Source organism: Pseudomonas sp. Sample_21, from assembly GCF_004307525.1.
GTDB classification, from domain to species: Bacteria; Pseudomonadota; Gammaproteobacteria; order Pseudomonadales; family Pseudomonadaceae; genus Aquipseudomonas; species Aquipseudomonas atacamensis.
The window spans coordinates 26,416-49,227 of the sequence record NZ_RCNZ01000115.1 but is presented as its reverse complement, the minus strand read 5'-3'; the positions used below and the strand labels follow the sequence as shown (position 1 = coordinate 49,227).

The following is a 22,812-nucleotide window of genomic DNA, read 5'->3' as shown; positions in this document are numbered from 1 at the left end:
GCGTCGTTGCGTTTCAGTCGCGTACCGGGCCCGGGGCCAGGACTTCACGCGAACCGTTAGTGTTCATTGAGGTAACAACGCCGGCCATCTCCATCGCCTCGATCATCCGCGCGGCGCGGTTGTAGCCGATCTTCAGCTTGCGCTGCACAGCGGAAATCGACGCGCGACGGCTTTCGAGGACGAACTGCACCGCTTCGTCATACAGCGCGTCGGCTTCCGGATCATCACCGTCACCACCACCGCTACTGCCTTCAAAGCCGCTGCCTGCCTCTTCGACACCGTTGAGGATATCGTCGTTGTATTCCGGCGCGCCGCGCAGCTTCCACGCTTCGACCACGCGGTGAACCTCATCGTCGGAGACGAATGCGCCGTGGACGCGGATCGGCAGACTGGTGCCCGGCGGCATGTAGAGCATGTCACCGTGACCGAGCAGTTGCTCGGCGCCACCCTGATCGATGATGGTCCGCGAGTCGATCTTGCTCGATACCTGAAACGCCATACGGGTCGGGATGTTGGCCTTGATCAGACCGGTGATCACGTCCACCGACGGGCGCTGGGTCGCGAGAATCAAGTGAATCCCTGCCGCACGCGCCTTTTGCGCAATACGGGCGATCAGTTCTTCAACCTTCTTGCCGACGATCATCATCATGTCGGCGAATTCGTCCACCACTACGACGATGGTAGGCAGTTTCTGCAGCAGCGGCGCTTCGTCATGAATGCTTTCGCGCTTGTACAGCGGATCGCTCAACGGCTCGCCGGCATCCTGGGCTTCCTTGACCTTGGCGTTGAAGCCGGACAGGTTACGCACGCCCATTTTCGCCATCAGTTTGTAGCGACGCTCCATCTCGGCAACGCTCCAGCGCAAGGCGTTGGCAGCGTCCTTCATGTCGGTCACAACCGGACAGAGCAGGTGCGGAATGCCTTCGTAGATCGACAGCTCAAGCATTTTCGGGTCGATCATGATCAGCTTGGCGTCGTCAGGCCCGGACTTGAACAGGATCGACAGGATCATCGCGTTCACGCCCACCGACTTACCGGAACCGGTGGTACCGGCCACCAGCAAGTGCGGCATCTTCGCCAGGTCAGTGATGACCGGCTTGCCGCCGATGTCATGACCGAGCGCCAGGGTGACCGGCGATTTGAAGTTGTCGTACTCGGGGGTCGACAGCACCTCGGAGAAACGCACGATCTGGCGGTCTTCGTTGGGAATCTCGATACCGACGGTGGTCTTGCCCGGAATCACCTCGACGACCCGCACACTGGTCACCGCCAGCGAACGCGCCAGGTCTTTCGCCAAGTTGGCGATACGGCTGACTTTTACCCCGGCGGCGGGCTGGATTTCGTAACGGGTAATCACCGGGCCCGGGTGGATAGAGTCAACGGTGACTTCGACGCCGAATTCCTTGAGCTTGATTTCCAGCAAGTGGCCGACCGCTGCCAAGGATTCAGGCGAATAGTTGAGCTGTTTCTTTTCCGCAGGATCAAGAATGGAGATCGGCGGCAAGGTGCCTTCGACCGCGCTGTCGACGAACAACGGCGCCTGCTTCTCTTTCTGTACGCGCTTGCTCGGTTCTGGGGCCTTGGCCGGTGCCGGCGCGATCACCGGTGGCACCTGCTTCTCGCGGTCGGACATGTGCTTGCTCAGCGCTTGCTCACGCTCGATCAGGCGTTCCTTGACCTTGGCCTGTTCACGCTTGTCGGTGACAGTCGGTGCGACCACATCGTGGACGCGGTCATCAACCTCACGCAGTTGCGCGACCAGTTGCTTGCGCTCGGTGCGCGCCGACCACCAGCGGTTGAGCGCGCCTTGGAACAGTTCGAACAGATCGAGGGTGATCTTGCCGGTGACGTCCATCACCTTGAACCACGACAGGTCGGTGAATACGGTCAGGCCGAACAGGAACAGCGCGATGAACAGCAGCGTGCTGCCTTGAATGTTCAGCGCATTCTTCGCCAGATCGCCAAGGCTTTCGCCCAGGGCACCGCCAGCGCCGGCCGGCAGACCGGTCGCGGCATGGAAATGAATGTGCGCCAGCGCAGCACCGGAGAGCACGAGGAACACCAGACCGATCAGGCGCCAGGAAAACAGCCAGCCGCTCCACTGCCATGGTTCGTGGCGTTGACGGAAGATCTGGTACGCCTTGACCGCCAGCAGCAACGGAAAAATATAGGCGAAGTAGCCGAGCACCATGAACAGGATATCGGCGCTGTACGAGCCGGCCGGGCCGCCGAAGTTCTGCACATCGTCGATCTTGCTGTTATGGCTCCAGCCCGGGTCGTCCTTGCCGTAAGTCAGCAAAGCCATCATCAGGAACAGGCACAAGGCGCCGATGGCGATCAATGCACCTTCCTTGAGCCGGTAGTGCAGTTGCTGGCGCCAGAGCGGAACGACTGTTTTGGGTGCTTCGGTGGTCTTCTTCAAAACGCTTCTTTTCCTGCGCCCGAGGCGCGTCCATCTATTGAATGACGATAAAAAACTGCCCAATCCAGGCAGGTAAAAAAGGTGAAAAGCTCAACTGGGACTACTTTTAACACTGTGCCACTGGTTTTATAAACACAGCCATAAACACTGTGCGCAGCGAAAAGGCCGTCACAACCCGGCATTGTACGGGTTTGTGCGCCCGACGCCATGTTTCAGACCCCAGCCTTGAGCATAGCCAATCGCACACGCAGTGCCTTGCAATTGGAGCATGCATTGCCTTTTGTGACAAAGGCTTATGAGCTGTATTTGATGAACGTAGCGAACCTGGCCGGATCGGGCTCACAGGAATGCTCAACAGCATCGACACGGCGACGCTTACGACCACGGGCGACACATCAAGTTGCAGCTCAATGCTCGCTGCACCAGACAACTGTGCAGGACAGCGGCGCCGTTTCGCGGCAAACTCTTTCGCGGGGCCTGCACGCCCCCTGACCGCCCTCCCCTTCTGCAAGCCTGGATGCCATGCTGACTTGGTTACAACGTAATTCCCTGACCTTTCCGCCACTGGAAAAAGCCATGCGCGAGCCGAACGGATTGCTCGCCGCCGGCGGCGATCTGTCCGCCGACCGCCTGATCCAGGCCTATCGCCATGGCTGCTTTCCCTGGTTCTCCGAAGGCCAACCCATTCTCTGGTGGTCGCCAGACCCTCGCACCGTGCTGTTTCCCGACGAACTGCACGTCTCGCGCAGTCTCGGAAAGCTGCTGCGCAAGCAACGCTATCAAGTGACTTTCGATCAGGATTTCGACGCCGTCATCCGCGCCTGCGCTGCCCCGCGTGACTACGCCGACGGCACCTGGATCACCGAGGCCATGCAGGATGCTTACGTAGAATTGCATCGGCGCGGTTTCGCTCATTCGGTTGAGGTCTGGGACGAGGGACAGCTGGTCGGCGGCCTGTATGGCCTGGCAATGGGCCAACTGTTTTTTGGCGAGTCGATGTTCAGCCGTGCCGACAACGCGTCCAAATACGGCTTTGCCACGCTGGTCCAGCATTTGAAAGCCGCCGGGTTTGTGCTGATCGATTGCCAGATGCCGACCGATCACCTGCACAGCCTCGGTGCACGATCCATTCCGCGCGGCGAATTCGCCGACTATCTGCAACGCCATCTCGACCAACCGAATTCGGCGACCTGGGTTTGCTGAGCGACTTTTGCGCAGGTGGCTTACACTTAATCCACCAGCTTATCCCGAGGGTTGATTCATGACCGAGTTGGCGCGTTTGAAGTTTTATGCCACTCAGCCCCACTCTTGCAGTTATCTGCCCGAGGAGCAGGCCACGACGCTGTTTCTCGACCCGAGTCAGCCCATGGATGTGCATGTCTACGCAGACCTGTCGGAAATGGGCTTTCGTCGCAGCGGCGATCATCTGTACCGGCCGCATTGCCAGAATTGCAATGCGTGCGTGCCTGCGCGCATTCCTTCCGCCCAGTTCATCGCCAATCGCCAGCAGAAGCGTATCTACAAACGCAACACCGACCTGCAAGTGCAACCGGTCAAACCGCACTTCAGCGAAGAATATTTCGACCTGTACCAGCGCTATATCGAACAGCGCCATGCCGACGGCGACATGTACCCGCCAAGCCGTGATCAGTTCTCGACGTTCCTGGTGCGTGACCTGCCCTTCTCGCGCTTCTACGAATTTCGACTCGACGGACGGTTGCTCGCGGTAGCAGTCACCGATTTGCTGCCTAACGGGTTGTCGGCGGTGTACACCTTCTACGAACCGAACGAAGAACGCCGCAGCCTCGGCCGTTACGCAATTCTCTGGCAAATCGCCGAGAGCCAGCGTCTGGGCCTTGAGGCCGTGTACCTGGGTTACTGGATCAAGAACTGCAAAAAGATGAATTACAAGACGCAATATCGGCCCATCGAATTGCTGATCAATCAGCGCTGGGTCATCCTGAACTGAACCTGCGGCCTAAACCCCTTGGCGTAAACACCATTTTTCGGGCACAATGCACGCCGCTTTTGCCTGGCGCAGTTGCACCGGGCCATTCATTGGATACCGAGGGCTTTACTGCATGTCGAAAGAAGACAGCTTCGAAATGGAAGGCACTGTCGTCGACACCCTGCCCAACACCATGTTTCGTGTGGAGTTGGAAAATGGGCACGTCGTAACCGCGCATATTTCCGGCAAGATGCGCAAGAACTACATTCGTATTCTTACCGGTGACAAAGTGCGCGTCGAGCTGACGCCCTATGACTTGAGCAAAGGGCGGATCACTTACCGCGCTCGTTAATCAAGTCAATACAGAACGCCCGGGTAATGCCGGGCGTTTTTGTGTCTGCGTTTTGAGGTTTTGGGGCTGGCGGTTTCGCGCTTACAGCATGCAAATCAAAAGATCGCAGCCTTCGGCAGCCCCTACGATTGGATCGCGCGTATTAGACAGAAACGGGTTGACCTGCGGGCCGCCTTCGCGAGCAGGCTCGCTCCCACAGAAAAGCAAGCAGCGCAGCTGCCCGCGGCAAAGCCGCCCCACTCAACAATGAGCGCAAGCTCGAGTGCTTTTTGATCTTGATCCACCGGCGACGTCGGAAGGCTGAGCGGAGGGATTGATCCGGGGGTGGGAGCGTAGCGACCGTCTGGCGCAGCCAGACACAGCGGAAGGAGGTGCAGCGAAGCAAACCGTAGCCGCTGCGCCCGGATCAGTTCCGGAGCGAAGGAACCCGAGCCTGCGAGGGCCGAACGTAGGAGCAAGCGTTTTGGGTTACCTTTTTGGCGCTTGAAAAAGGTGACTCGCCGTAAGGGCGAAACCTTAATAAGCCATTACCGCAGCAACGGATATACACCCAAAGCCCAAAAACACTGGACAACAAAAAGGCGCCCGAAGGCGCCTTTCCAATCCACATCAAGCCGTCAGGCCATTTCTGCAGTGGTTTCGAAGTCGAACGTCAACTCCCCATCCTTGATGTCGATGTGCACCACACCGCCATGCTCGGCCAGTTCGCCAAACAGAATCTCCTCCGCCAGCGGACGCTTGATCTTGTCCTGGATCAGACGCGCCATTGGACGTGCGCCCATCGCCGAGTCATAACCACCCGCCGCCAGCCAACTACGCGCCGCATCGGTAACCTCAAGCAACACACGCTTGTCTTCCAACTGCGCCTGAAGCTCGGTGAGGAACTTGTCCACCACACTCTTGATGACCTCATGACTGAGGCGACCAAACTGGATAATGGTGTCCAGACGGTTACGGAATTCCGGCGTGAAGCTCTTCTTGATCACTTCCATCGCATCGGACGAGTGGTCCTGATGGGTGAAACCGATCGAAGCCCGCGCGGCCGTCTCGGCACCGGCGTTGGTGGTCATGATCACGATCACATTGCGGAAGTCCGCTTTGCGCCCATTGTTGTCGGTCAGCGTGCCGTGATCCATGACCTGCAACAGCAGGTTGAAGACTTCCGGATGCGCCTTCTCGATTTCATCAAGGAGCAATACGCAATGTGGCTGCTTGGTAATGGCTTCGGTCAACAGACCGCCCTGGTCGAAACCGACATAGCCTGGAGGCGCACCGATCAGACGCGAAACGGTGTGCCGCTCCATGTACTCGGACATGTCGAAACGCACCAGTTCAATGCCCAGGGCCTTGGCCAGTTGTCGCGCGGCCTCGGTTTTACCGACACCGGTAGGCCCGGCAAACAGGAACGAACCGACCGGTTTGTCCGGCGATTTGAGGCCAGCGCGTGACAGCTTGATCGCAGTCGACAGCGAATCGATCGCCGCGTCCTGACCAAACACCGTCAGCTTCAGGTCACGCTCCAGGTTACGCAGCAGCTCCTTGTCGGAACTGGTCACGTGCTTTGGCGGAATCCGCGCGATTTTCGCGACGATGTCCTCGACCTGTGGCACTTCGATTCGCTTGACGCGCATCTCTACCGGTTGCAGACGCTGGTAGGCGCCCGCTTCGTCGATCACGTCGATGGCCTTGTCCGGCATGTGCCGATCATTGATGTAGCGCGACGCCAGTTCGGCAGCGGCACGCAACGACTCATCGCTGTATTCGATATTGTGATGCTGCTCGAAACGTCCTTTCAGGCCACGCAGGATGCCAATAGTGTCTTCCACCGATGGCTCGACGACATCGACCTTCTGGAAGCGACGCGCCAAGGCACGATCCTTCTCGAAGATGCCGCGAAATTCCTGGAACGTGGTCGAACCGATGCAGCGAATGTCGCCAGACGACAGCAGCGGCTTGAGCAGATTGGACGCATCCATCACGCCACCGGACGCAGCACCCGCACCGATGATGGTGTGGATCTCGTCGATAAACAGAATCGCCTGCGGACGCTTTTTCAGCTCATTGAGCAGCGCCTTGAAGCGCTTCTCGAAATCACCGCGATACTTGGTACCCGCAAGCAGAGCGCCGAGGTCGAGCGAATAAACCACCGCATTGGCCAGCAGATCCGGCACTTGGTTGTCGACGATGCGCTTGGCCAGGCCTTCGGCAATCGCGGTCTTACCCACGCCTGCCTCGCCCACCAGCAGCGGATTGTTCTTGCGCCGGCGCGCAAGAATCTGCGCGACACGCTCGACTTCCGACTCACGACCAACCAACGGATCAATGCGACCCTGGCGCGCGAGTTCGTTGAGGTTGCTGGCATAAGCATCCAGAGGATTGCCTGAAGAAGAAGACTCACCGCCCTCGTCGTCCTGCATATCTTGTTCACCTTCAGAGTGATCGCCGTGCCCCGGTACTTTCGAAATGCCGTGGGCGATGTAGTTGACGACATCGATGCGCGCCACGCTCTGCTGTTTCAGCAGGAACACGGCCTGACTCTCTTGCTCACTGAAGATGGCGACCAGCACGTTGGCGCCGGTCACTTCGCGTTTGCCCGAGCTCTGTACGTGAAAAACAGCACGCTGCAGGACACGCTGGAAGCCCAGGGTTGGCTGGGTTTCGCGATCCTCGTCATGCACGGGGATCAATGGCGTGGTGGAGTCGATGAACTCCTGCAGATCATGCTTGAGTTTGTCGAGGTTTGCGCCGCAGGCACGCAAAACGGTGGCGGCAGCCTCATTATCCAATAGGGCCAGCAGGAGATGTTCGACAGTCATGAACTCATGACGCTTCGAACGAGCCTCCTTGAAGGCAAGATTGAGGGTGACTTCGAGCTCGCGGTTTAACATAGCTTCACCTCATACCCAAGTGGTCGGCGATTAACCGTCCTTCTCGATTTCACAGAGTAGCGGATGCTGGCTTTCCCTGGCGTACTGGTTGACCTGCATGGCCTTTGTCTCGGCGATGTCGCGGGTAAACACTCCACATACTGCCCGTCCTTCTGTATGGACGGCCAGCATGACCTTGGTCGCCAGCTCGCGATTCAGGTTAAAAAACACCTCGAGCACTTCGACGACGAAATCCATCGGTGTGTAGTCATCGTTGAACAAAACCACCTTATACATCGGCGGCGCCTGTAACGCGGGCTTTGCTTCCTGAACAGCAACGCCTGCCGAATCGTCGTCGTGCTCCTGTGGAAGATCCTTTTGGAGAAGCGGGCGATCCTGATTGAATGTTAGTCGAATCTGGCTGATTGCATGCATGGAAAAAAAGGTTCGTCAGTTGTGCGAATACAGTGGTGGGGGCGGTTGCACACGTTTTCAACTACGACTGCCCGGTCACCTTGACTATCGGGAAAACGGTGTTACAACCAATAGAGCCCACAGTGGGTAAAAAAGATCCGCGGAGTCAATTCTTTTATCGAATTCGATTGCGGATGTCGTGGATGATACTCCAGCGATGGAGTCTGTTGCAGAGGGATTTGAGCATGGCTGTCGGCAAGGTGAAATGGTTCAACAATGCCAAGGGATTCGGCTTTATCAATACCGACGCCCGGGAAGGTCGCGATGAGGATGGCAAGGACATTGATTTCTTTGCCCACTACTCGGCCATTGAAATGGAAGGGTACAAAACCCTGAAAGCGGGTCAGGCGGTGAACTTCGAGATCGTTCAAGGCCCCAAAGGCTTGCATGCCGTGAAGATAAATTCGGTCGAAGCAGCTCCGACGCCAAGCTCGATTGCCAAAGAAAAACAAACGGCAACCAGTTGAAGCCTCAAAACATTCGGTCATAAAAAACCGCCTGACTCAACCCATCGAGTCAGGCGGTTTTTGCGTGCCTGCAACTTTTACATATGCGAAATCAACGCATCCCCGAACCCGGAAGACGACACCAGCTTCGCGCCATCCATCAAGCGCTCGAAATCATAAGTAACAGTCTTGGCGCCGATCGCACCGTTGGTGCCCTTGATGATCAGGTCCGCCGCTTCGGTCCAGCCCATATGACGCAACATCATCTCGGCCGAGAGAATCAGCGAGCCCGGGTTGACCTGGTCCTTGCCGGCATATTTCGGCGCGGTACCGTGGGTCGCTTCGAACATCGCCACGGTGTCGGACAGGTTGGCGCCCGGCGCGATGCCGATACCGCCCACTTCCGCCGCCAGGGCGTCCGACAGGTAGTCACCATTGAGGTTGAGGGTGGCGATGACATCGTATTCGGCCGGGCGCAGCAGGATCTGCTGGAGCATGGCGTCGGCGATGGCGTCCTTGACCACAACGTTCTTGCCGGTTTTCGGATTCTTGAACTGCATCCACGGACCGCCGTCCAGCAGTGTCGCGCCGAACTCTTCGGCGGCCACTTCGTAGGCCCATTCCTTGAAGGCACCTTCGGTGAACTTCATGATGTTGCCTTTGTGCACGATGGTCAGCGAGTCGCGGTCATTGTCGACCACATATTGCAGAGCCTTGCGCGCCAGACGCTTGGTGCCTTCGCGGGAGACCGGCTTGACGCCGATGCCGCAGTTTTCGTCGAAACGGATCTTGGTGACGCCCATTTCTTCTTTAAGGAATTTGATGACCTTGGTGGCTTCCGGCGAACCGGCCTTCCATTCGATACCCGCGTAGATGTCTTCGGAGTTCTCGCGGAAGATGGTCATGTCGACGTCGCCGGGCTTTTTCACCGGGCTTGGCACACCCTCGAACCAGCGCACCGGGCGCAGGCAGACGTACAGGTCGAGCTGCTGACGCAGGGCCACGTTCAGCGAGCGGATACCGCCACCGACCGGAGTGGTCAGCGGGCCTTTGATGGAGACCACGTAATCCTTGACCGCGTCGAGAGTTTCCTGCGGCAGCCAGGTGTCCTGGTCATAAACCTGAGTGGCCTTTTCGCCGGCGTAGACTTCCATCCAGGAAATCTTGCGCTTGCCGCCGTAGGCCTTTTCAACAGCAGCATCGACAACCTTGATCATCACCGGACTGATGTCAACACCAATACCGTCACCTTCGATGAAGGGGATGATCGGGTTATCAGGAACATTGAGAGAATGGTCTGCATTGACAGTGATTTTGTCACCGACGGCTGGAACCTGAATCTTCTTGTAACCCATGCTGAACTCCATTGTTTGGATTGAACACCTGGCTTGCTTCGAGCGTAACCCAGTTGAATCAACACGCAAACCCTATGTTCCTGCGCCGCGCACATCTCGTTTCCTACAAGCCTGAAAGCAAAGGGAAAAGCGCCAAACTCCAGCATTCGTAACGAGTCTTTGCCCGGTCGCGCCCTGCGACCTTTAGACCAATGGACGAGAATCGTTGCATATGAACCATCGGCAGATTGCCAGCTACCTATGTATAATGCCGCCCGCTGACCACAGGGTCACGACGGCTGGCCTCTCTAGCACGAGACTTTCCGCCTGATTGGTCGGGTTGTTACCGCAGCCTGACTGCTTGACGCTCTACTGATGCACCCAACATCACCGCGAAGAATCTCGACATTCGGTTCATGGATGACTTTGAACGAACGCGCTTACCCGGCGCCCCTCGAGTTTCTGCGCACGCTTTAGCAAAGAAGAGAGAGTTAATCCGAATATGCCCACCCGCTCGAAGATCATCTATACCTTCACCGACGAAGCTCCTGCCCTCGCCACCTATTCCCTGCTGCCGATCATCGAGGCTTACACCGCCTCGGCCGATATCGCCGTGGAAACCCGCGATATCTCTCTTGCAGCGCGCATCCTGGCAAGCTTCCCCGAGCAACTGGGCGACAAAGCCGTAGCCGACCACCTCGCCGAACTGGGCGACCTGGCCGTTACGCCTGAAGCCAACATCATCAAGCTGCCGAACATCAGTGCTTCGGTGCCACAGCTGCAAGCCGCGATCAAAGAGCTGCAGGCGCAGGGCTACAACCTGCCGGACTACCCGGAAACCGTGACCAGCGACGCCGACAAAGACGCCAAGGCGCGTTACGACAAGGTCAAGGGCAGCGCCGTGAACCCGGTTCTGCGTGAAGGCAACTCCGACCGCCGCGCTCCGCTGTCGGTGAAGAACTACGCGCGCAAGCACCCGCACAAAATGGGCGCCTGGGCCAAGGACTCCAAGTCTCACGTCGCGCACATGAGCACCGGCGATTTCTACGGCAGCGAAAAAGCTGTCCTGATCGACGCCGCTGACGCTGTGAAGATCGAACTGATCGCCAAGGACGGTGCTGCCACCGTTCTGAAAGAAAAAACCACCGTTCAGGCTGGCGAGATCCTCGACTGCGCCGTGATGAGCAAAAACGCCCTGCGTGCGTTCATCGCTGCCGAGATCGAAAGCGCCAAGGCCCAGGGCGTGCTGCTCTCGGTTCACTTGAAAGCGACCATGATGAAGGTCTCCGACCCGATCATGTTCGGCCAGATCGTTGCCGAGTTCTATAAAGACGCACTGACCAAGCACGCTGACGTGCTGAACCAGATCGGCTTCAACCTGAACAACGGCATCGGCGATCTGTACGCACGCATCAAGGCCCTGCCGGCCGAGCAGCAAGCGCAGATCGAAGCCGATATCGCAGCGGTCTACGCCGTTCGTCCGTCGCTGGCGATGGTCAACTCCGACAAAGGCATCACCAACCTGCACGTACCGAGCGACGTCATCGTTGACGCCTCGATGCCAGCGATGATCCGTGACTCCGGCAAGATGTGGGGCACCGACGGTCAGCTGCACGACACCAAGGCTGTGATCCCGGATCGTTGCTACGCGACCATCTACCAGGCTGTGATCGAAGATTGCAAAGCCAACGGCGCTTTCGATCCGACCACCATGGGCAGCGTGCCGAACGTCGGCCTGATGGCGAAGAAAGCCGAAGAGTACGGCTCCCACGACAAGACCTTCCAGATCAAGGCTGACGGCGTTGTTCGCGTCACCGACAGCAAAGGCAAGCTGCTGATGGAACAGGCTGTCGAAGCCGGCGACATCTTCCGCATGTGCCAGACCAAAGACGCGCCGATCCAGGACTGGGTCAAACTGGCCGTCAACCGTGCCCGCGCGAGCAGCACGCCGGCGATCTTCTGGCTCGACCCGATGCGCGCTCACGATGGCGTGGTGATCGAGAAGGTTCAGGCCTACCTGAAGGATCACGACACCAGCGGTCTGGACATCCAGATCATGGCGCCGGTCGACGCGATGAAGTACACCCTGCAGCGCACCCGCGAAGGCAAGGACACCATTTCGGTGACCGGCAACGTACTGCGCGACTACCTGACCGACCTGTTCCCGATCATGGAACTGGGCACCAGCGCCAAGATGCTGTCGATCGTACCGCTGATGAATGGCGGTGGTCTGTTCGAAACCGGCGCCGGCGGTTCGGCGCCGAAGCACGTGCAGCAACTGGTTGAAGAAAACTTCCTGCGCTGGGATTCGCTGGGTGAGTTCCTTGCCCTCGCCGCTTCCCTTGAGCACCTGGGTGTGAACTACAACAACCCGAAAGCACTGGTGCTGTCGAAAACCCTGGACCAGGCCACCGGTCAGTTCCTCGACAACAACAAGTCGCCATCGCGCAAAGTCGGCAACATCGACAACCGCGGCAGCCACTTCTACCTGGCGATGTACTGGGCTCAGGCCCTGGCCGCCCAGACTGAAGACGCTGCACTGCAAGCGCAGTTCGCGACTCTGGCCAAAACCCTGACCGAGAACGAAGCGACCATCGTTGCCGAGCTCAACGCCGTGCAGGGCAAGCCAGTCGACATCGGCGGTTACTACCACGCCGACGCCGAGTTGATCAGCAAGGCCATGCGCCCAAGCGCAACCTTCAACGCGGCGATTGCTGCGCTGGTTTAAGGTTGTAATGCGGTAAACAAACCCCGGCCGAGTGCCGGGGTTTGTGTTTCTACTGACAACATAAATCCCTTGTGGGAGCGAGCCTGCTCGCGAATGCGGTTTATCATTCAGCACCTTCGTTGACTGACCCACCGCTTTCGCGAGCAGGCTCGCTCCCACAGTTGACCGCGCTACCGTCGAGGAAATCTTATGGAATGGCTCCCCCACATCACCGTCGCCACCATCGTCGAGGACAACAGCCGCTTCCTGATGGTCGAAGAGCACAAGGGCGGGCGCAATGTGCTCAACCAGCCCGCCGGGCATCTCGATCCGGATGAAACCCTGATCGACGCGGCCATTCGCGAAACCCTCGAAGAGACCGGTTGGGACGTCGAACCCACCGGCGTGATCGGCATTTATCTGTACACCGCACCGAGCAACGGCGTGACTTACCAGCGCATATGCTTCAGCGCCAAAGCCGTGCAGCATCATCCGGATTACCAGCTCGACGACGGCATTGTCGGCGCCAAGTGGCTGACCCGCGACGAATTAATCGCCCAGCGTGACAACTGGCGCAGCGAGCTGATCATCCGCTGCATCGACGATTATCTGGCCGGTCATCACTTCAGCCTCGAACTGATCCGCCCTTCTCTTTAGCCTTGCGGCCGTGAGCCTGATAGAATCGCGCCCTTTTCCAAGACACTCATTGAATCCCTATGCGTGATCCAGCCCCTTCTGACACATCCAAGAAGCGCGTCATTGTCGGCATGTCCGGCGGCGTGGACTCTTCCGTTTCTGCCCTTCTGCTGATCGAGCAGGGTTATGAAGTGGAAGGCCTGTTCATGAAGAACTGGGAAGAAGACGACGGAACGGAATACTGCACCGCCATGGACGACCTGGCGGATGCTCAGGCTGTCTGCGACAAGATCGGCATCAAGCTGCACACCGCCAACTTTGCCGCCGAGTACTGGGACAACGTGTTCGAGCACTTCCTCGCCGAGTACAAGGCCGGGCGTACGCCGAACCCGGACATCCTGTGCAACCGCGAGATCAAGTTCAAAGCGTTTCTCGACTACGCGATGATGCTCGGTGCCGACCTGATCGCCACCGGTCACTACGTGCGCCGCCGCGACATCGATGGCCGCACCGAACTGCTCAAGGGCCTCGATCCGAACAAGGATCAGAGCTATTTCCTGCACGCCGTTGGTGGCGAACAGATCGCCAAGACCCTGTTCCCGGTCGGCGAACTGGAAAAGCCTGAAGTCCGCGCGATTGCCGAGAAATACGAACTGGCCACCGCCAAGAAGAAGGATTCCACCGGGATCTGCTTCATCGGCGAGCGCCGTTTCAGCGATTTCCTCAAGCAGTACCTGCCGGCACAACCGGGTGAGATCAAGACCACCGAAGGCGAAGTCATCGGCCGTCACCACGGCTTGATGTACCACACCATCGGCCAGCGTCAGGGCCTCGGCATCGGCGGCTTGAAGGATGCCGGCGATGAGCCGTGGTATGTGCTGCGCAAGGATCTCGACACCAACGAACTGATCGTCGGCCAGGGCAACAACCATCCGTGGCTGTTCTCCAGCGCCCTGCTTGCTTCGGAAATCTACTGGGTCAATCCAATCGATCTGAGCCAGCCGCTGCGCCTGACGGCGAAAGTGCGCTATCGCCAGAGCGATCAGGCCTGCACCCTGGAAAAAACCGCCAGCGGCTACCGCGCCGTGTTTGACGAACCGCAACGCGCGGTGACGCCGGGCCAGTCGGTCGTTTTCTATGACGGTGAAATCTGCCTCGGCGGCGGCGTGATCGAAGTGGCCGAGCCGTGGAGCGGCCAGGCATGAGCCCGACTCAGGAACAACTGACAGCGCTGGGCGGTGTGTTTCTCGCCGCCGTGCTGGTCGATCGCATCGCCAAGACTGGCCAGACCAACGAGGCCGGCCTGAGTTGCATGCTCGGCAGCCTGCTGGTCCGCGACCCAAAAGATACGCTGGATGTATACGGCGGCGACGACATCAATCTGCGCGAGGGTTACCGCGCATTGATCGGCGCGCTGGAGCGCGATCCGAGCACCTTGCAGCGCGAGCCGTTGCGCTACGCGCTGTCGATGCTCGGTCTGGAGCGGCAACTGGCCAAGCGTGACGACATGCTTGAGACGATTGCCAAACGCCTGCCGCAGATTCAGTCGCAGGTGGAGCATTTTGGCCCTGCGCACGAAAACGTCGTCGCCGCTTGCGGTGCGTTGTATCAGGACACGTTAAGCACCCTGCGCCAGCGCATTCAGGTGCACGGCGACATGCGCAACCTGCAGCAGCCGAGCAATGCCTCGAAGATCCGCGCCCTGCTCCTCGCGGGTATCCGCTCGGCGCGCCTGTGGCGTCAGCTCGGTGGCCATCGCTGGCAGTTGGTGATCAGCCGTCGCAAGCTGCTTAAAGAGCTTTATCCGTTGATGCGCAGCGAGTAAACGCCGCGTCATGAAGGCTTTGTAGTCTGTAACGCGTAATACGCCGGTCAGTTGGCGACGGACCGGCGGATTTTTTCATGTATGATACGCGCCCCATTTCGTTGCCCGACTGTCCGAGAACACCCCATGCAGCTCTCTTCGCTCACTGCGGTTTCCCCTGTTGACGGCCGCTACGCCGGCAAAACCCAGGCCCTGCGCCCGATTTTCAGCGAGTACGGCCTGATCCGTGCCCGCGTTCTGGTTGAAGTGCGCTGGCTCCAGCGCCTGGCCGCCCACGCTGGCATCCCTGAAGTGCCAGCCTTCTCCGCCGAGGCCAACGCCGTTCTCAACGAACTGGCTGAAAACTTCTCGCTGGAGCACGCCGAGCGCGTCAAAGAGATCGAGCGCACCACCAACCACGACGTCAAAGCGATCGAATACCTGCTCAAAGAGCAGGCGGCCAAGCTGCCGGAGCTGGCCAAGGTCAGCGAATTCATCCACTTTGCCTGCACCAGCGAAGACATCAACAACCTGTCCCACGCCCTGATGCTGCGCGAAGGCCGTGACGACGTGATGCTGCCGCTGATGCGCCAGACCGCCAACGCCATCCGCGAACTGGCCATCCGTTTCGCCGACGTGCCGATGCTGTCGCGCACCCACGGTCAGCCGGCTTCGCCGACCACTCTGGGTAAAGAGCTGGCCAACGTGGTTTACCGTCTCGAGCGTCAGATCGCTCAGGTCGCTGCCGTGCCGCTGCTGGGCAAGATCAACGGCGCCGTCGGCAACTACAACGCGCACCTGTCGGCCTACCCGCAGATCGACTGGGAAGCCAATGCCCGCGCCTTCATCGAAGACGAGCTGGGCCTGGGCTTCAACCCGTACACCACGCAGATCGAACCACACGACTACATCGCCGAGCTGTTCGACGCCATTGCGCGTTTCAACACCATCCTGATCGACTTCGACCGCGACATCTGGGGCTACATTTCCCTGGGTTATTTCAAGCAGCGCACCATCGCTGGCGAAATCGGTTCGTCGACCATGCCGCACAAGGTCAACCCGATCGACTTCGAAAACTCCGAAGGCAACCTGGGTATCGCCAACGCACTGTTCCAGCACCTGGCGAGCAAGCTGCCGATTTCCCGCTGGCAGCGCGACCTGACCGACTCCACCGTCCTGCGCAACCTCGGTGTCGGCTTCGCTCACAGCGTGATCGCTTACGAAGCCAGCCTCAAAGGCATCAGCAAACTTGAGCTCAACGAGCAGAAAATTGCCGCCGACCTCGATGCTTGCTGGGAAGTATTGGCTGAGCCGATCCAGACCGTGATGCGTCGCTACAACATCGAAAACCCGTACGAAAAGCTGAAAGAACTGACCCGTGGCAAGGGCATCAGCCCTGAAGCGTTGCAGACTTTCATCGATGGCCTGGACATGCCAGCCGAAGCCAAAGCCGAGCTCAAGCAACTGACCCCGGCCAACTACATCGGCAACGCAGTGGCACAAGCCAAACGCATCTGATCGTCCGTTTGCCCCGCTTGAGACGCCCGGCCGCGCCGGGCGTTTTTATTCCCGTCTGAAAAGTGCTTTTTTTCAATAGGTTACATATGAATTCCGATATTCCTCTTCAACTTCTGGGCGGCCTCACAGCACGCGAATTCCTGCGTGACTACTGGCAGAAAAAACCGCTGCTGATCCGTCAGGCGATTCCTGACTTCGAAAGCCCGATCGACGCCGACGAACTGGCCGGCCTGGCCCTGGAAGAAGAAGTCGAATCGCGCCTGGTGATCGAGCACGGCGAGCGCCCATGGGAACTGCGTCGCGGCCCGTTTGCCGAAGACGAGTTCAGCAAATTGCCAGAAAAAGAGTGGACGCTGCTGGTGCAGGCGGTTGACCAGTTCGTGCCGGAAGTCAGCGAACTGCTGGAAAACTTCCGCTTCCTGCCGAGCTGGCGCGTCGACGACGTGATGATCAGCTTTGCCGCACCGGGTGGCAGCGTCGGCCCGCATTTCGACAATTACGATGTTTTCCTGCTGCAGGGCCACGGCAAGCGCAACTGGAAAATCGGCCAGATGTGCGATTCCGAGAGCCCGCTGCTGCAACACGCCGACCTGCGCATCCTCGCTGAATTCCACGAAACCGAAGAATGGGTGCTGGAACCGGGCGACATGCTCTACCTGCCGCCGCGCCTGGCCCATTGCGGTGTCGCGGTCGACAACTGCATGACCTACTCGGTCGGCTTCCGCGCGCCGAGCGCCGCTGAAGTGCTGACCCACTTCACCGACTTCCTCAGCCAGTTCCTGACCGACGAAGAGCGCTACACCGATGCCGACGCCAAGCCGGCGGTCGATCCGCACCAGATTCAACACGATGCGCTGGATCGCCTGAAAAGCCTGCTCGCCGAGCACATGAGCGACGAGCGTCTGCTGCTGACCTGGTTCGGCCAGTACATGACCGAGCCGCGCTACCCGGAACTGGTGGTCGGCCCGGAAGACGTCGAAGAAGAAGACTTCCTCGCCGCCCTGCAGGATGGCGCCGTGCTGATCCGCAACCCGAGCGCGCGCCTGGCCTGGTCGGAAGTCGACGACGATCTCCTGCTGTTCGCCAGTGGCCAGAGCCGCTACCTGCCGGGCAAGCTGCGCGAACTGCTGAAGCTGATCTGCGCCGCTGACGCCCTGCATGCCGATAACCTCGGCGAGTGGCTGAGCGACGAAGACGGCCGCAGCCTGCTCTGCGAACTGGTCAAGCAAGGAAGCCTGGGGTTCGCCGATGAATAAAATTCGCGTTCGTGTCGCAGACTGGCAGAAGGATATCGCCGAGATCCGGCGCATTCGTGAAACGGTGTTCGTCGCCGAACAATCGGTGCCACCCGAGCTTGAGTGGGACGCCGATGACGCGACCGCCGTGCATTTTCTGGCGTTCGAAGGCGACTTCCCGATCGGCACGGCGCGGCTGTTGCCCGACGGGCACATCGGCCGCGTTTCAGTACTCAAAGACTGGCGCGGAATGAAGGTCGGTGATGCGCTGATGCAAGCGGTCATCGCCGAAGCTGAAGCGCGCGGTTTGAAGCAGCAGAAGCTCAGCGCTCAGGTGCAAGCCACGGCGTTCTACGAGCGCCTGGGTTTCAGCCTGGTCAGCGAAGAGTTTCTTGAGGCCGGGATTCCGCATGTCGACATGGTTCGGCATTCGGCCTGACTCCGAGATCTCTAGATCCCTGTGGCGAGGGGATTTATCCCCGCTGGGGTGCGAAGCAGCCCCAAATCCAGCAAACTCGGTGAGTCAGTTAAATCGAGCGCGCTGGGTCGGCGACTGCTGCGCAGCCGAGCGGGGATAAATCCCCTCACCACAAAAGGCCGCAAGAACACCACCAAACGCCCCGCCATCCACCGATGCCGGGGCGTTTTGCTGTCTACGATTCAACTTGCCCCACCCCGGGCCGACAAACTGGCAATATCAAGCCTTTCGAACGCGGAGATAACGGACATGTCCCTACGCACCCTGCTCACCACCCTACTGCTCGGCTGCAGTTTTTCGGTGCTGGCAGCCACAGAAATCGTTCCCCTCAAATACCACACCAGCGCTGACATGCTGCCAGTGGCGCAGGACTTCATCGGCCAGGACGGTCAGGTCAGCGCTTACGGCAATCAGCTGATCGTCAAGGCCGAGCCGGGCAAGATTCAGGAGTTGAAGGATCTGCTGGCGCAACTCGATACCGCACCGAAGCGCTTGCTGATCACCGTCGACACCAACGAAAACAACGGCCGTGGCGACGAAGGTTATGCGGTCAATGGCGCCCAGCCGAGCCAGACCCGGATCATCAGCCGCAGCACCACCAGCCGCAACGGCGGCGTTCAGCAAGTGCAGACCAGCGAAGGCACTCCGGCGCTGATCCAGGTCGGCCAGAGCGTGCCGATCACCAACACCCAGAGCGATTCCTACGGCGGTTACAGCAGCGAGACCCAATACCGCAACGTCACCCAGGGTTTCTACGTCACCGCCAGCGTCACCGGCGAGACCGTTCATCTGGCGATCAGTACCAACCGTGACCGCATGAGCCAGGAACGTCCCGATGTAGTGAACGTGCAAAGCACCGACACAACCGTCACCGGGCGCCTCGGTGAATGGATCACTCTGGCAGGCGTCAATAGCCAGACTCAGGCCGATAAACAGGGCCTGACCCGCAGCTACTCGACTCAAGGCCGGGATGACATGACCTTGCGGGTGAAAGTCGACACGCTGGACTAAAGCGCCGAAAACTGACTGATTAGTCGTATTAGACGAAAGATGTAGTGCTTGAAAAAAAGCACTACAAAACGTTTGACGCGAAAAAAAAGCGAAGGCATGATGGCCTCGCTCCCGCTAATCAGAGGCCCTGGCAAGGGCCTTCGAAGCGCCGCTCGCACCTACCCCGCGAGCCGTTTCGTGTCTGTACCGCCCACAAGGTGTGTTTGACGAGGTTGCCGACTGGAACGAAGTTGTCCCGAGGGACGGAAGCGTATTTAGGTAACCCGGCTTCACGCTGTTGTCCGTATAAAGGCCCACGACGCCCGCATGCGCCCCGCAGTCCGCCACTACCTGCTCACTTCCCCTCGAGCCCATCGTTCATCCCGTCGCCTACCCCGCCGAATCCGACTTGACCACCTAAGCTTCTGGTCAGCGAGCGCAGGAATTTTCCACCGCAGAACAACTTTTCATAAAAGACGCGACGAGGTTTATCTCCATGGCACTGACACGCGAACAGCAAATTGCAGCCCTCGAAAAAGACTGGGCCGAGAACCCGCGCTGGAAAGGCGTGACTCGCACTTACTCCGCTGCCGACGTGGTCCGCCTGCGTGGCTCGGTTCAGCCAGAGCACACCTTCGCGAAGATGGGCGCCGAGAAGCTGTGGAACCTGGTCACCCAGGGTGCCAAGCCGTCCTTCCGTCCAGAGAAAGATTTCGTCAACTGCATGGGCGCCCTGACCGGCGGCCAGGCTGTTCAGCAGGTCAAGGCCGGTATCCAGGCGATCTACCTGTCCGGCTGGCAGGTGGCTGCGGACAACAACTCCGCAGAATCGATGTACCCGGACCAGTCGCTGTACCCGGTGGACTCGGTGCCAACCGTGGTCAAGCGCATCAACAACTCGTTCCGTCGCGCTGACCAGATCCAGTGGAAAGCCGGCAAAAACCCGGGCGACGACGGCTACATCGACTACTTCGCGCCAATCGTGGCCGACGCTGAAGCCGGTTTCGGCGGCGTACTCAACGCCTACGAGCTGATGAAGAGCATGATCGAAGCAGGCGCCGCTGGCGTTCACTTCGAAGACCAACTGGCTTCGGTGAAGAAATGCGGCCACATGGGCGGCAAGGTTCTGGTGCCAACCCAGGAAGCCGTGCAGAAGCTGACCGCTGCCCGTCTGGCCGCTGACGTTGCCGGCACGCCGACCATCATTCTGGCCCGCACCGACGCCAACGCGGCTGACCTGCTGACTTCCGACTGCGACCCGTACGATCAGCCATTCGTGACCGGCGAGCGTACTCAGGAAGGTTTCTACAAGGTACGTGCCGGCCTGGATCAAGCGATCGCCCGTGGCCTGGCTTACGCGCCGTATGCCGATCTGATCTGGTGCGAAACCGCCAAACCGGATCTGGAAGAAGCCCGTCGCTTCGCTGAAGCGATCAAGAAGGAATACCCGGACCAGCTGCTGTCGTACAACTGCTCGCCTTCCTTCAACTGGAAGAAGAACCTGGACGACGCGACCATCGCCAAATTCCAGCGCGAACTGTCCGCCATGGGCTACAAGCACCAGTTCATCACCCTGGCCGGCATTCACAACATGTGGCACAGCATGTTCAACCTGGCGCACGACTACGCCCGCAACGACATGACTGCCTACGTGAAGCTGCAAGAGCAGGAATTCGCTGACGCCGCCAAGGGTTACACCTTCGTTGCGCACCAGCAGGAAGTGGGCACTGGCTACTTCGACGACATGACCACCGTGATCCAGGGCGGCTCGTCCTCGGTGACCGCGCTGACCGGTTCGACCGAAGAAGAACAGTTCCACTGATTCGGCCTCACCTGAGCAAACGGCCTTTGCGGATCGAATAAAAAGCTAACCGCAGAGCCGCAAAACTGACGCCCCGACTGGATCGGGGCGTTTTTTTGCCTGTTGGAATCTCAAAGACACTACAAATCCCCTGTGGGAGCGAGCCTGCTCGCGAAGGCGATAAGTCAGCTTGCACATCTGGAGGCTGATCCTTCGCTTTCGCGAGCAGGCTCGCTCCCACAGGGCTACCGTCAGCCGCGAGACGAAGCATTGATCTGAAGCGCTACAAGCGTCAGAAATTTCCGTTAAAACGGTAGGCTTCGCTACTTGCAGTAACGCGCAAGTAAGACAACTTCCCAGCCACTCACTCGTTAAACAGTTACAAAACCACGCCAAACGATATCAATTATCATTTAGCCGCAACTATGTTCGTTACAAACTCTACAAAACATAATTGATGGAAACCCGGCTAATGCCCGCAACGCATGGGCCGCAGCGCCTTCAGGAGACGCTATGTCCTTAATCCGGTAAATAATTTCGCCTTTGGAATTTTACTTGCCGGGTGTTTAGCCATAAAATCAGCCCGATTGATTGCTGCGACATATCGTCACTGCCTTATTTCTTTATCAAGCTCAGAGACCTTTGCTCTCTGTTAAGGATTACCAGCATGCCCGAAGCGACAGGACTCATGGCCCACAACTGGGGCTTTGCCATTTTCCTTCTGGGTGTCGTCGGCCTGTGTGCCTTCATGCTTGGCGTCTCCAGCCTCCTCGGGTCAAAAGCCTGGGGTCGCAGCAAAAACGAACCGTTCGAGTCGGGCATGCTACCTACCGGTGGCGCCCGCTTGCGGCTCTCAGCCAAATTCTATCTGGTCGCGATGCTCTTCGTGATCTTCGATATCGAAGCCCTCTTTCTCTTTGCATGGTCTGTGTCCGTCCGCGAAAGCGGCTGGACCGGATTCGTCGAAGCTCTCGTTTTCATAGCAATTCTGTTGGCAGGTCTTGTCTACCTGTTCCGAGTGGGCGCCCTTGACTGGGCTCCGGAAGCTCGTCGCAAGCGGCAGGCGAAGCTGAAACAATGAGGCTTTGGCAATGCAATACAATCTCACCAGGATCGACCCCGATGCTCCTAACGAGCAGTATCCGATTGGCCAGCGGGAAACCGTTGCCGATCCGTTAGAAGATCAAGTCCACAAAAACATTTTCATGGGCAAGCTGGAAGACGTGCTGAGTGGCGCGGTCAACTGGGGGCGTAAGAACTCCCTGTGGCCGTACAACTTCGGCCTGTCGTGCTGCTACGTGGAAATGACCACCGCCTTCACGGCGCCCCACGACATCGCGCGCTTTGGCGCCGAAGTGATCCGGGCCTCGCCGCGTCAGGCCGACTTCATGGTTATCGCCGGTACCTGCTTCATCAAGATGGCGCCGATCATCCAGCGTCTCTACGAGCAAATGCTCGAACCGAAATGGGTTATCTCCATGGGTTCGTGCGCCAACTCCGGCGGCATGTACGACATCTACTCCGTGGTTCAAGGGGTGGACAAGTTCCTGCCCGTGGACGTCTACGTACCTGGCTGCCCGCCCCGTCCGGAAGCATTTCTGCAAGGCTTGATGCTGTTGCAGGAATCGATTGGACAGGAGCGTCGTCCGCTTTCCTGGGTCGTTGGTGATCAAGGCGTGTACCGCGCCGACATGCCATCGCAGAAGGAACAGCGCCGCGAACAGCGAATCGCAGTCACCAATCTGCGCAGCCCTGACGAAGTCTGATCCAGTTCTGTTCCAAGTAACGAGAAGCTGGCTT

Annotated in this window: 19 protein-coding genes; 15 read left to right on the top strand and 4 right to left on the bottom strand. The window is 58.8% G+C overall.

Features of this window, described 5'->3' with window-relative positions; all coding sequences use genetic code 11:
- Positions 1–13 precede the first annotated feature (13 nt).
- Positions 14–2,422 carry a DNA translocase FtsK gene (ftsK, locus tag D8U71_RS22130; RefSeq protein WP_041477069.1) on the bottom strand — a complete coding sequence of 803 codons (2,409 nt, stop codon included), beginning with the start codon at positions 2,420–2,422 and terminating at the stop codon, positions 14–16.
- Positions 2,423–2,944: 522 nt separating this feature from the next.
- Here ftsK and aat point away from each other — a divergent pair.
- The 3 genes from aat to infA all read left to right on the top strand — a co-directional run bounded on the left by aat (position 2,945) and on the right by infA (position 4,722).
- A complete protein-coding gene (aat, locus tag D8U71_RS22125) occupies positions 2,945–3,625 on the top strand; it encodes a leucyl/phenylalanyl-tRNA--protein transferase (RefSeq protein ID WP_076563519.1) in 681 nt (226 codons plus the stop codon).
- Positions 3,626–3,683: 58 nt separating this feature from the next.
- A complete protein-coding gene (locus D8U71_RS22120; protein ID WP_110600808.1) occupies positions 3,684–4,391 on the top strand; it encodes an arginyltransferase in 708 nt (235 codons plus the stop codon).
- A gap of 112 nt (positions 4,392–4,503) precedes the next feature.
- The gene (gene infA, locus D8U71_RS22115; RefSeq protein ID WP_002553999.1) at positions 4,504–4,722 is read left to right on the top strand and encodes a translation initiation factor IF-1; all 219 of its coding nucleotides are present in this window, start codon (positions 4,504–4,506) and stop codon (positions 4,720–4,722) included.
- A gap of 617 nt (positions 4,723–5,339) precedes the next feature.
- On the opposite strand, the gene clpA is transcribed toward infA, so the two are convergent.
- Both clpA and clpS read right to left on the bottom strand, forming a co-directional pair.
- On the bottom strand, positions 5,340–7,610 hold the full coding sequence (clpA, locus tag D8U71_RS22110) for an ATP-dependent Clp protease ATP-binding subunit ClpA (protein ID WP_016775266.1): 2,271 nt from the start codon (positions 7,608–7,610) through the stop codon (positions 5,340–5,342).
- A gap of 30 nt (positions 7,611–7,640) precedes the next feature.
- The gene (clpS, locus tag D8U71_RS22105; protein ID WP_011334948.1) at positions 7,641–8,024 is read right to left on the bottom strand and encodes an ATP-dependent Clp protease adapter ClpS; all 384 of its coding nucleotides are present in this window, start codon (positions 8,022–8,024) and stop codon (positions 7,641–7,643) included.
- Between the two features lie 224 nt (positions 8,025–8,248).
- Here clpS and D8U71_RS22100 point away from each other — a divergent pair, with 224 nt between their 5' ends.
- Complete coding sequence (locus D8U71_RS22100; RefSeq protein ID WP_130888676.1) at positions 8,249–8,530, top strand: cold shock domain-containing protein; 282 nt, start codon at positions 8,249–8,251, stop codon at positions 8,528–8,530.
- Positions 8,531–8,607: 77 nt separating this feature from the next.
- Here D8U71_RS22100 and icd read toward each other — a convergent pair whose 3' ends face one another.
- Complete coding sequence (gene icd, locus D8U71_RS22095) at positions 8,608–9,864, bottom strand: NADP-dependent isocitrate dehydrogenase (protein ID WP_024013414.1); 1,257 nt, start codon at positions 9,862–9,864, stop codon at positions 8,608–8,610.
- 481 nt (positions 9,865–10,345) lie between these two features.
- Here icd and D8U71_RS22090 point away from each other — a divergent pair, with 481 nt between their 5' ends.
- The 11 genes from D8U71_RS22090 to D8U71_RS22035 all read left to right on the top strand — a co-directional run bounded on the left by D8U71_RS22090 (position 10,346) and on the right by D8U71_RS22035 (position 22,778).
- On the top strand, positions 10,346–12,571 hold the full coding sequence (locus D8U71_RS22090; RefSeq protein WP_071172899.1) for an NADP-dependent isocitrate dehydrogenase: 2,226 nt from the start codon (positions 10,346–10,348) through the stop codon (positions 12,569–12,571).
- 189 nt (positions 12,572–12,760) lie between these two features.
- Positions 12,761–13,207, top strand: coding sequence for an NUDIX hydrolase (locus tag D8U71_RS22085; protein ID WP_130888675.1), 447 nt, complete (start codon positions 12,761–12,763; stop codon positions 13,205–13,207).
- A 59-nt stretch (positions 13,208–13,266) separates the two neighbouring features.
- Positions 13,267–14,391, top strand: a complete 1,125-nt coding sequence (gene mnmA, locus D8U71_RS22080) for a tRNA 2-thiouridine(34) synthase MnmA (protein WP_003223826.1) — start codon at positions 13,267–13,269, stop codon at positions 14,389–14,391.
- Positions 14,388–15,011: a high frequency lysogenization protein HflD gene (hflD, locus tag D8U71_RS22075; RefSeq protein ID WP_039763308.1), complete on the top strand. Its 624-nt coding sequence runs from the start codon at positions 14,388–14,390 to the stop codon at positions 15,009–15,011. Before mnmA ends, hflD begins: the two co-directional genes overlap by 4 nt.
- Positions 15,012–15,137: 126 nt before the next feature.
- Entirely contained in the window at positions 15,138–16,508 is a 1,371-nt protein-coding gene (purB, locus tag D8U71_RS22070) for an adenylosuccinate lyase (protein WP_003223822.1), read from the top strand.
- A gap of 86 nt (positions 16,509–16,594) precedes the next feature.
- Entirely contained in the window at positions 16,595–17,764 is a 1,170-nt protein-coding gene (locus D8U71_RS22065; protein ID WP_016775274.1) for a cupin domain-containing protein, read from the top strand.
- Entirely contained in the window at positions 17,757–18,182 is a 426-nt protein-coding gene (locus D8U71_RS22060) for a GNAT family N-acetyltransferase (protein WP_130888674.1), read from the top strand. Before D8U71_RS22065 ends, D8U71_RS22060 begins: the two co-directional genes overlap by 8 nt.
- A 288-nt stretch (positions 18,183–18,470) precedes the next feature.
- Positions 18,471–19,232 (top strand): secretin N-terminal domain-containing protein, encoded by a 762-nt coding sequence (locus tag D8U71_RS22055; protein WP_073471299.1) that lies wholly within the window; start codon positions 18,471–18,473, stop codon positions 19,230–19,232.
- 475 nt (positions 19,233–19,707) lie between these two features.
- Positions 19,708–21,033, top strand: a complete 1,326-nt coding sequence (gene aceA / locus D8U71_RS22050) for an isocitrate lyase (RefSeq protein WP_016775277.1) — start codon at positions 19,708–19,710, stop codon at positions 21,031–21,033.
- 646 nt (positions 21,034–21,679) lie between these two features.
- On the top strand, positions 21,680–22,093 hold the full coding sequence (locus tag D8U71_RS22040; protein WP_003223812.1) for an NADH-quinone oxidoreductase subunit A: 414 nt from the start codon (positions 21,680–21,682) through the stop codon (positions 22,091–22,093).
- 10 nt (positions 22,094–22,103) lie between these two features.
- Positions 22,104–22,778: an NADH-quinone oxidoreductase subunit B gene (locus D8U71_RS22035; RefSeq protein WP_016775278.1), complete on the top strand. Its 675-nt coding sequence runs from the start codon at positions 22,104–22,106 to the stop codon at positions 22,776–22,778.
- Positions 22,779–22,812 lie beyond the last annotated feature (34 nt).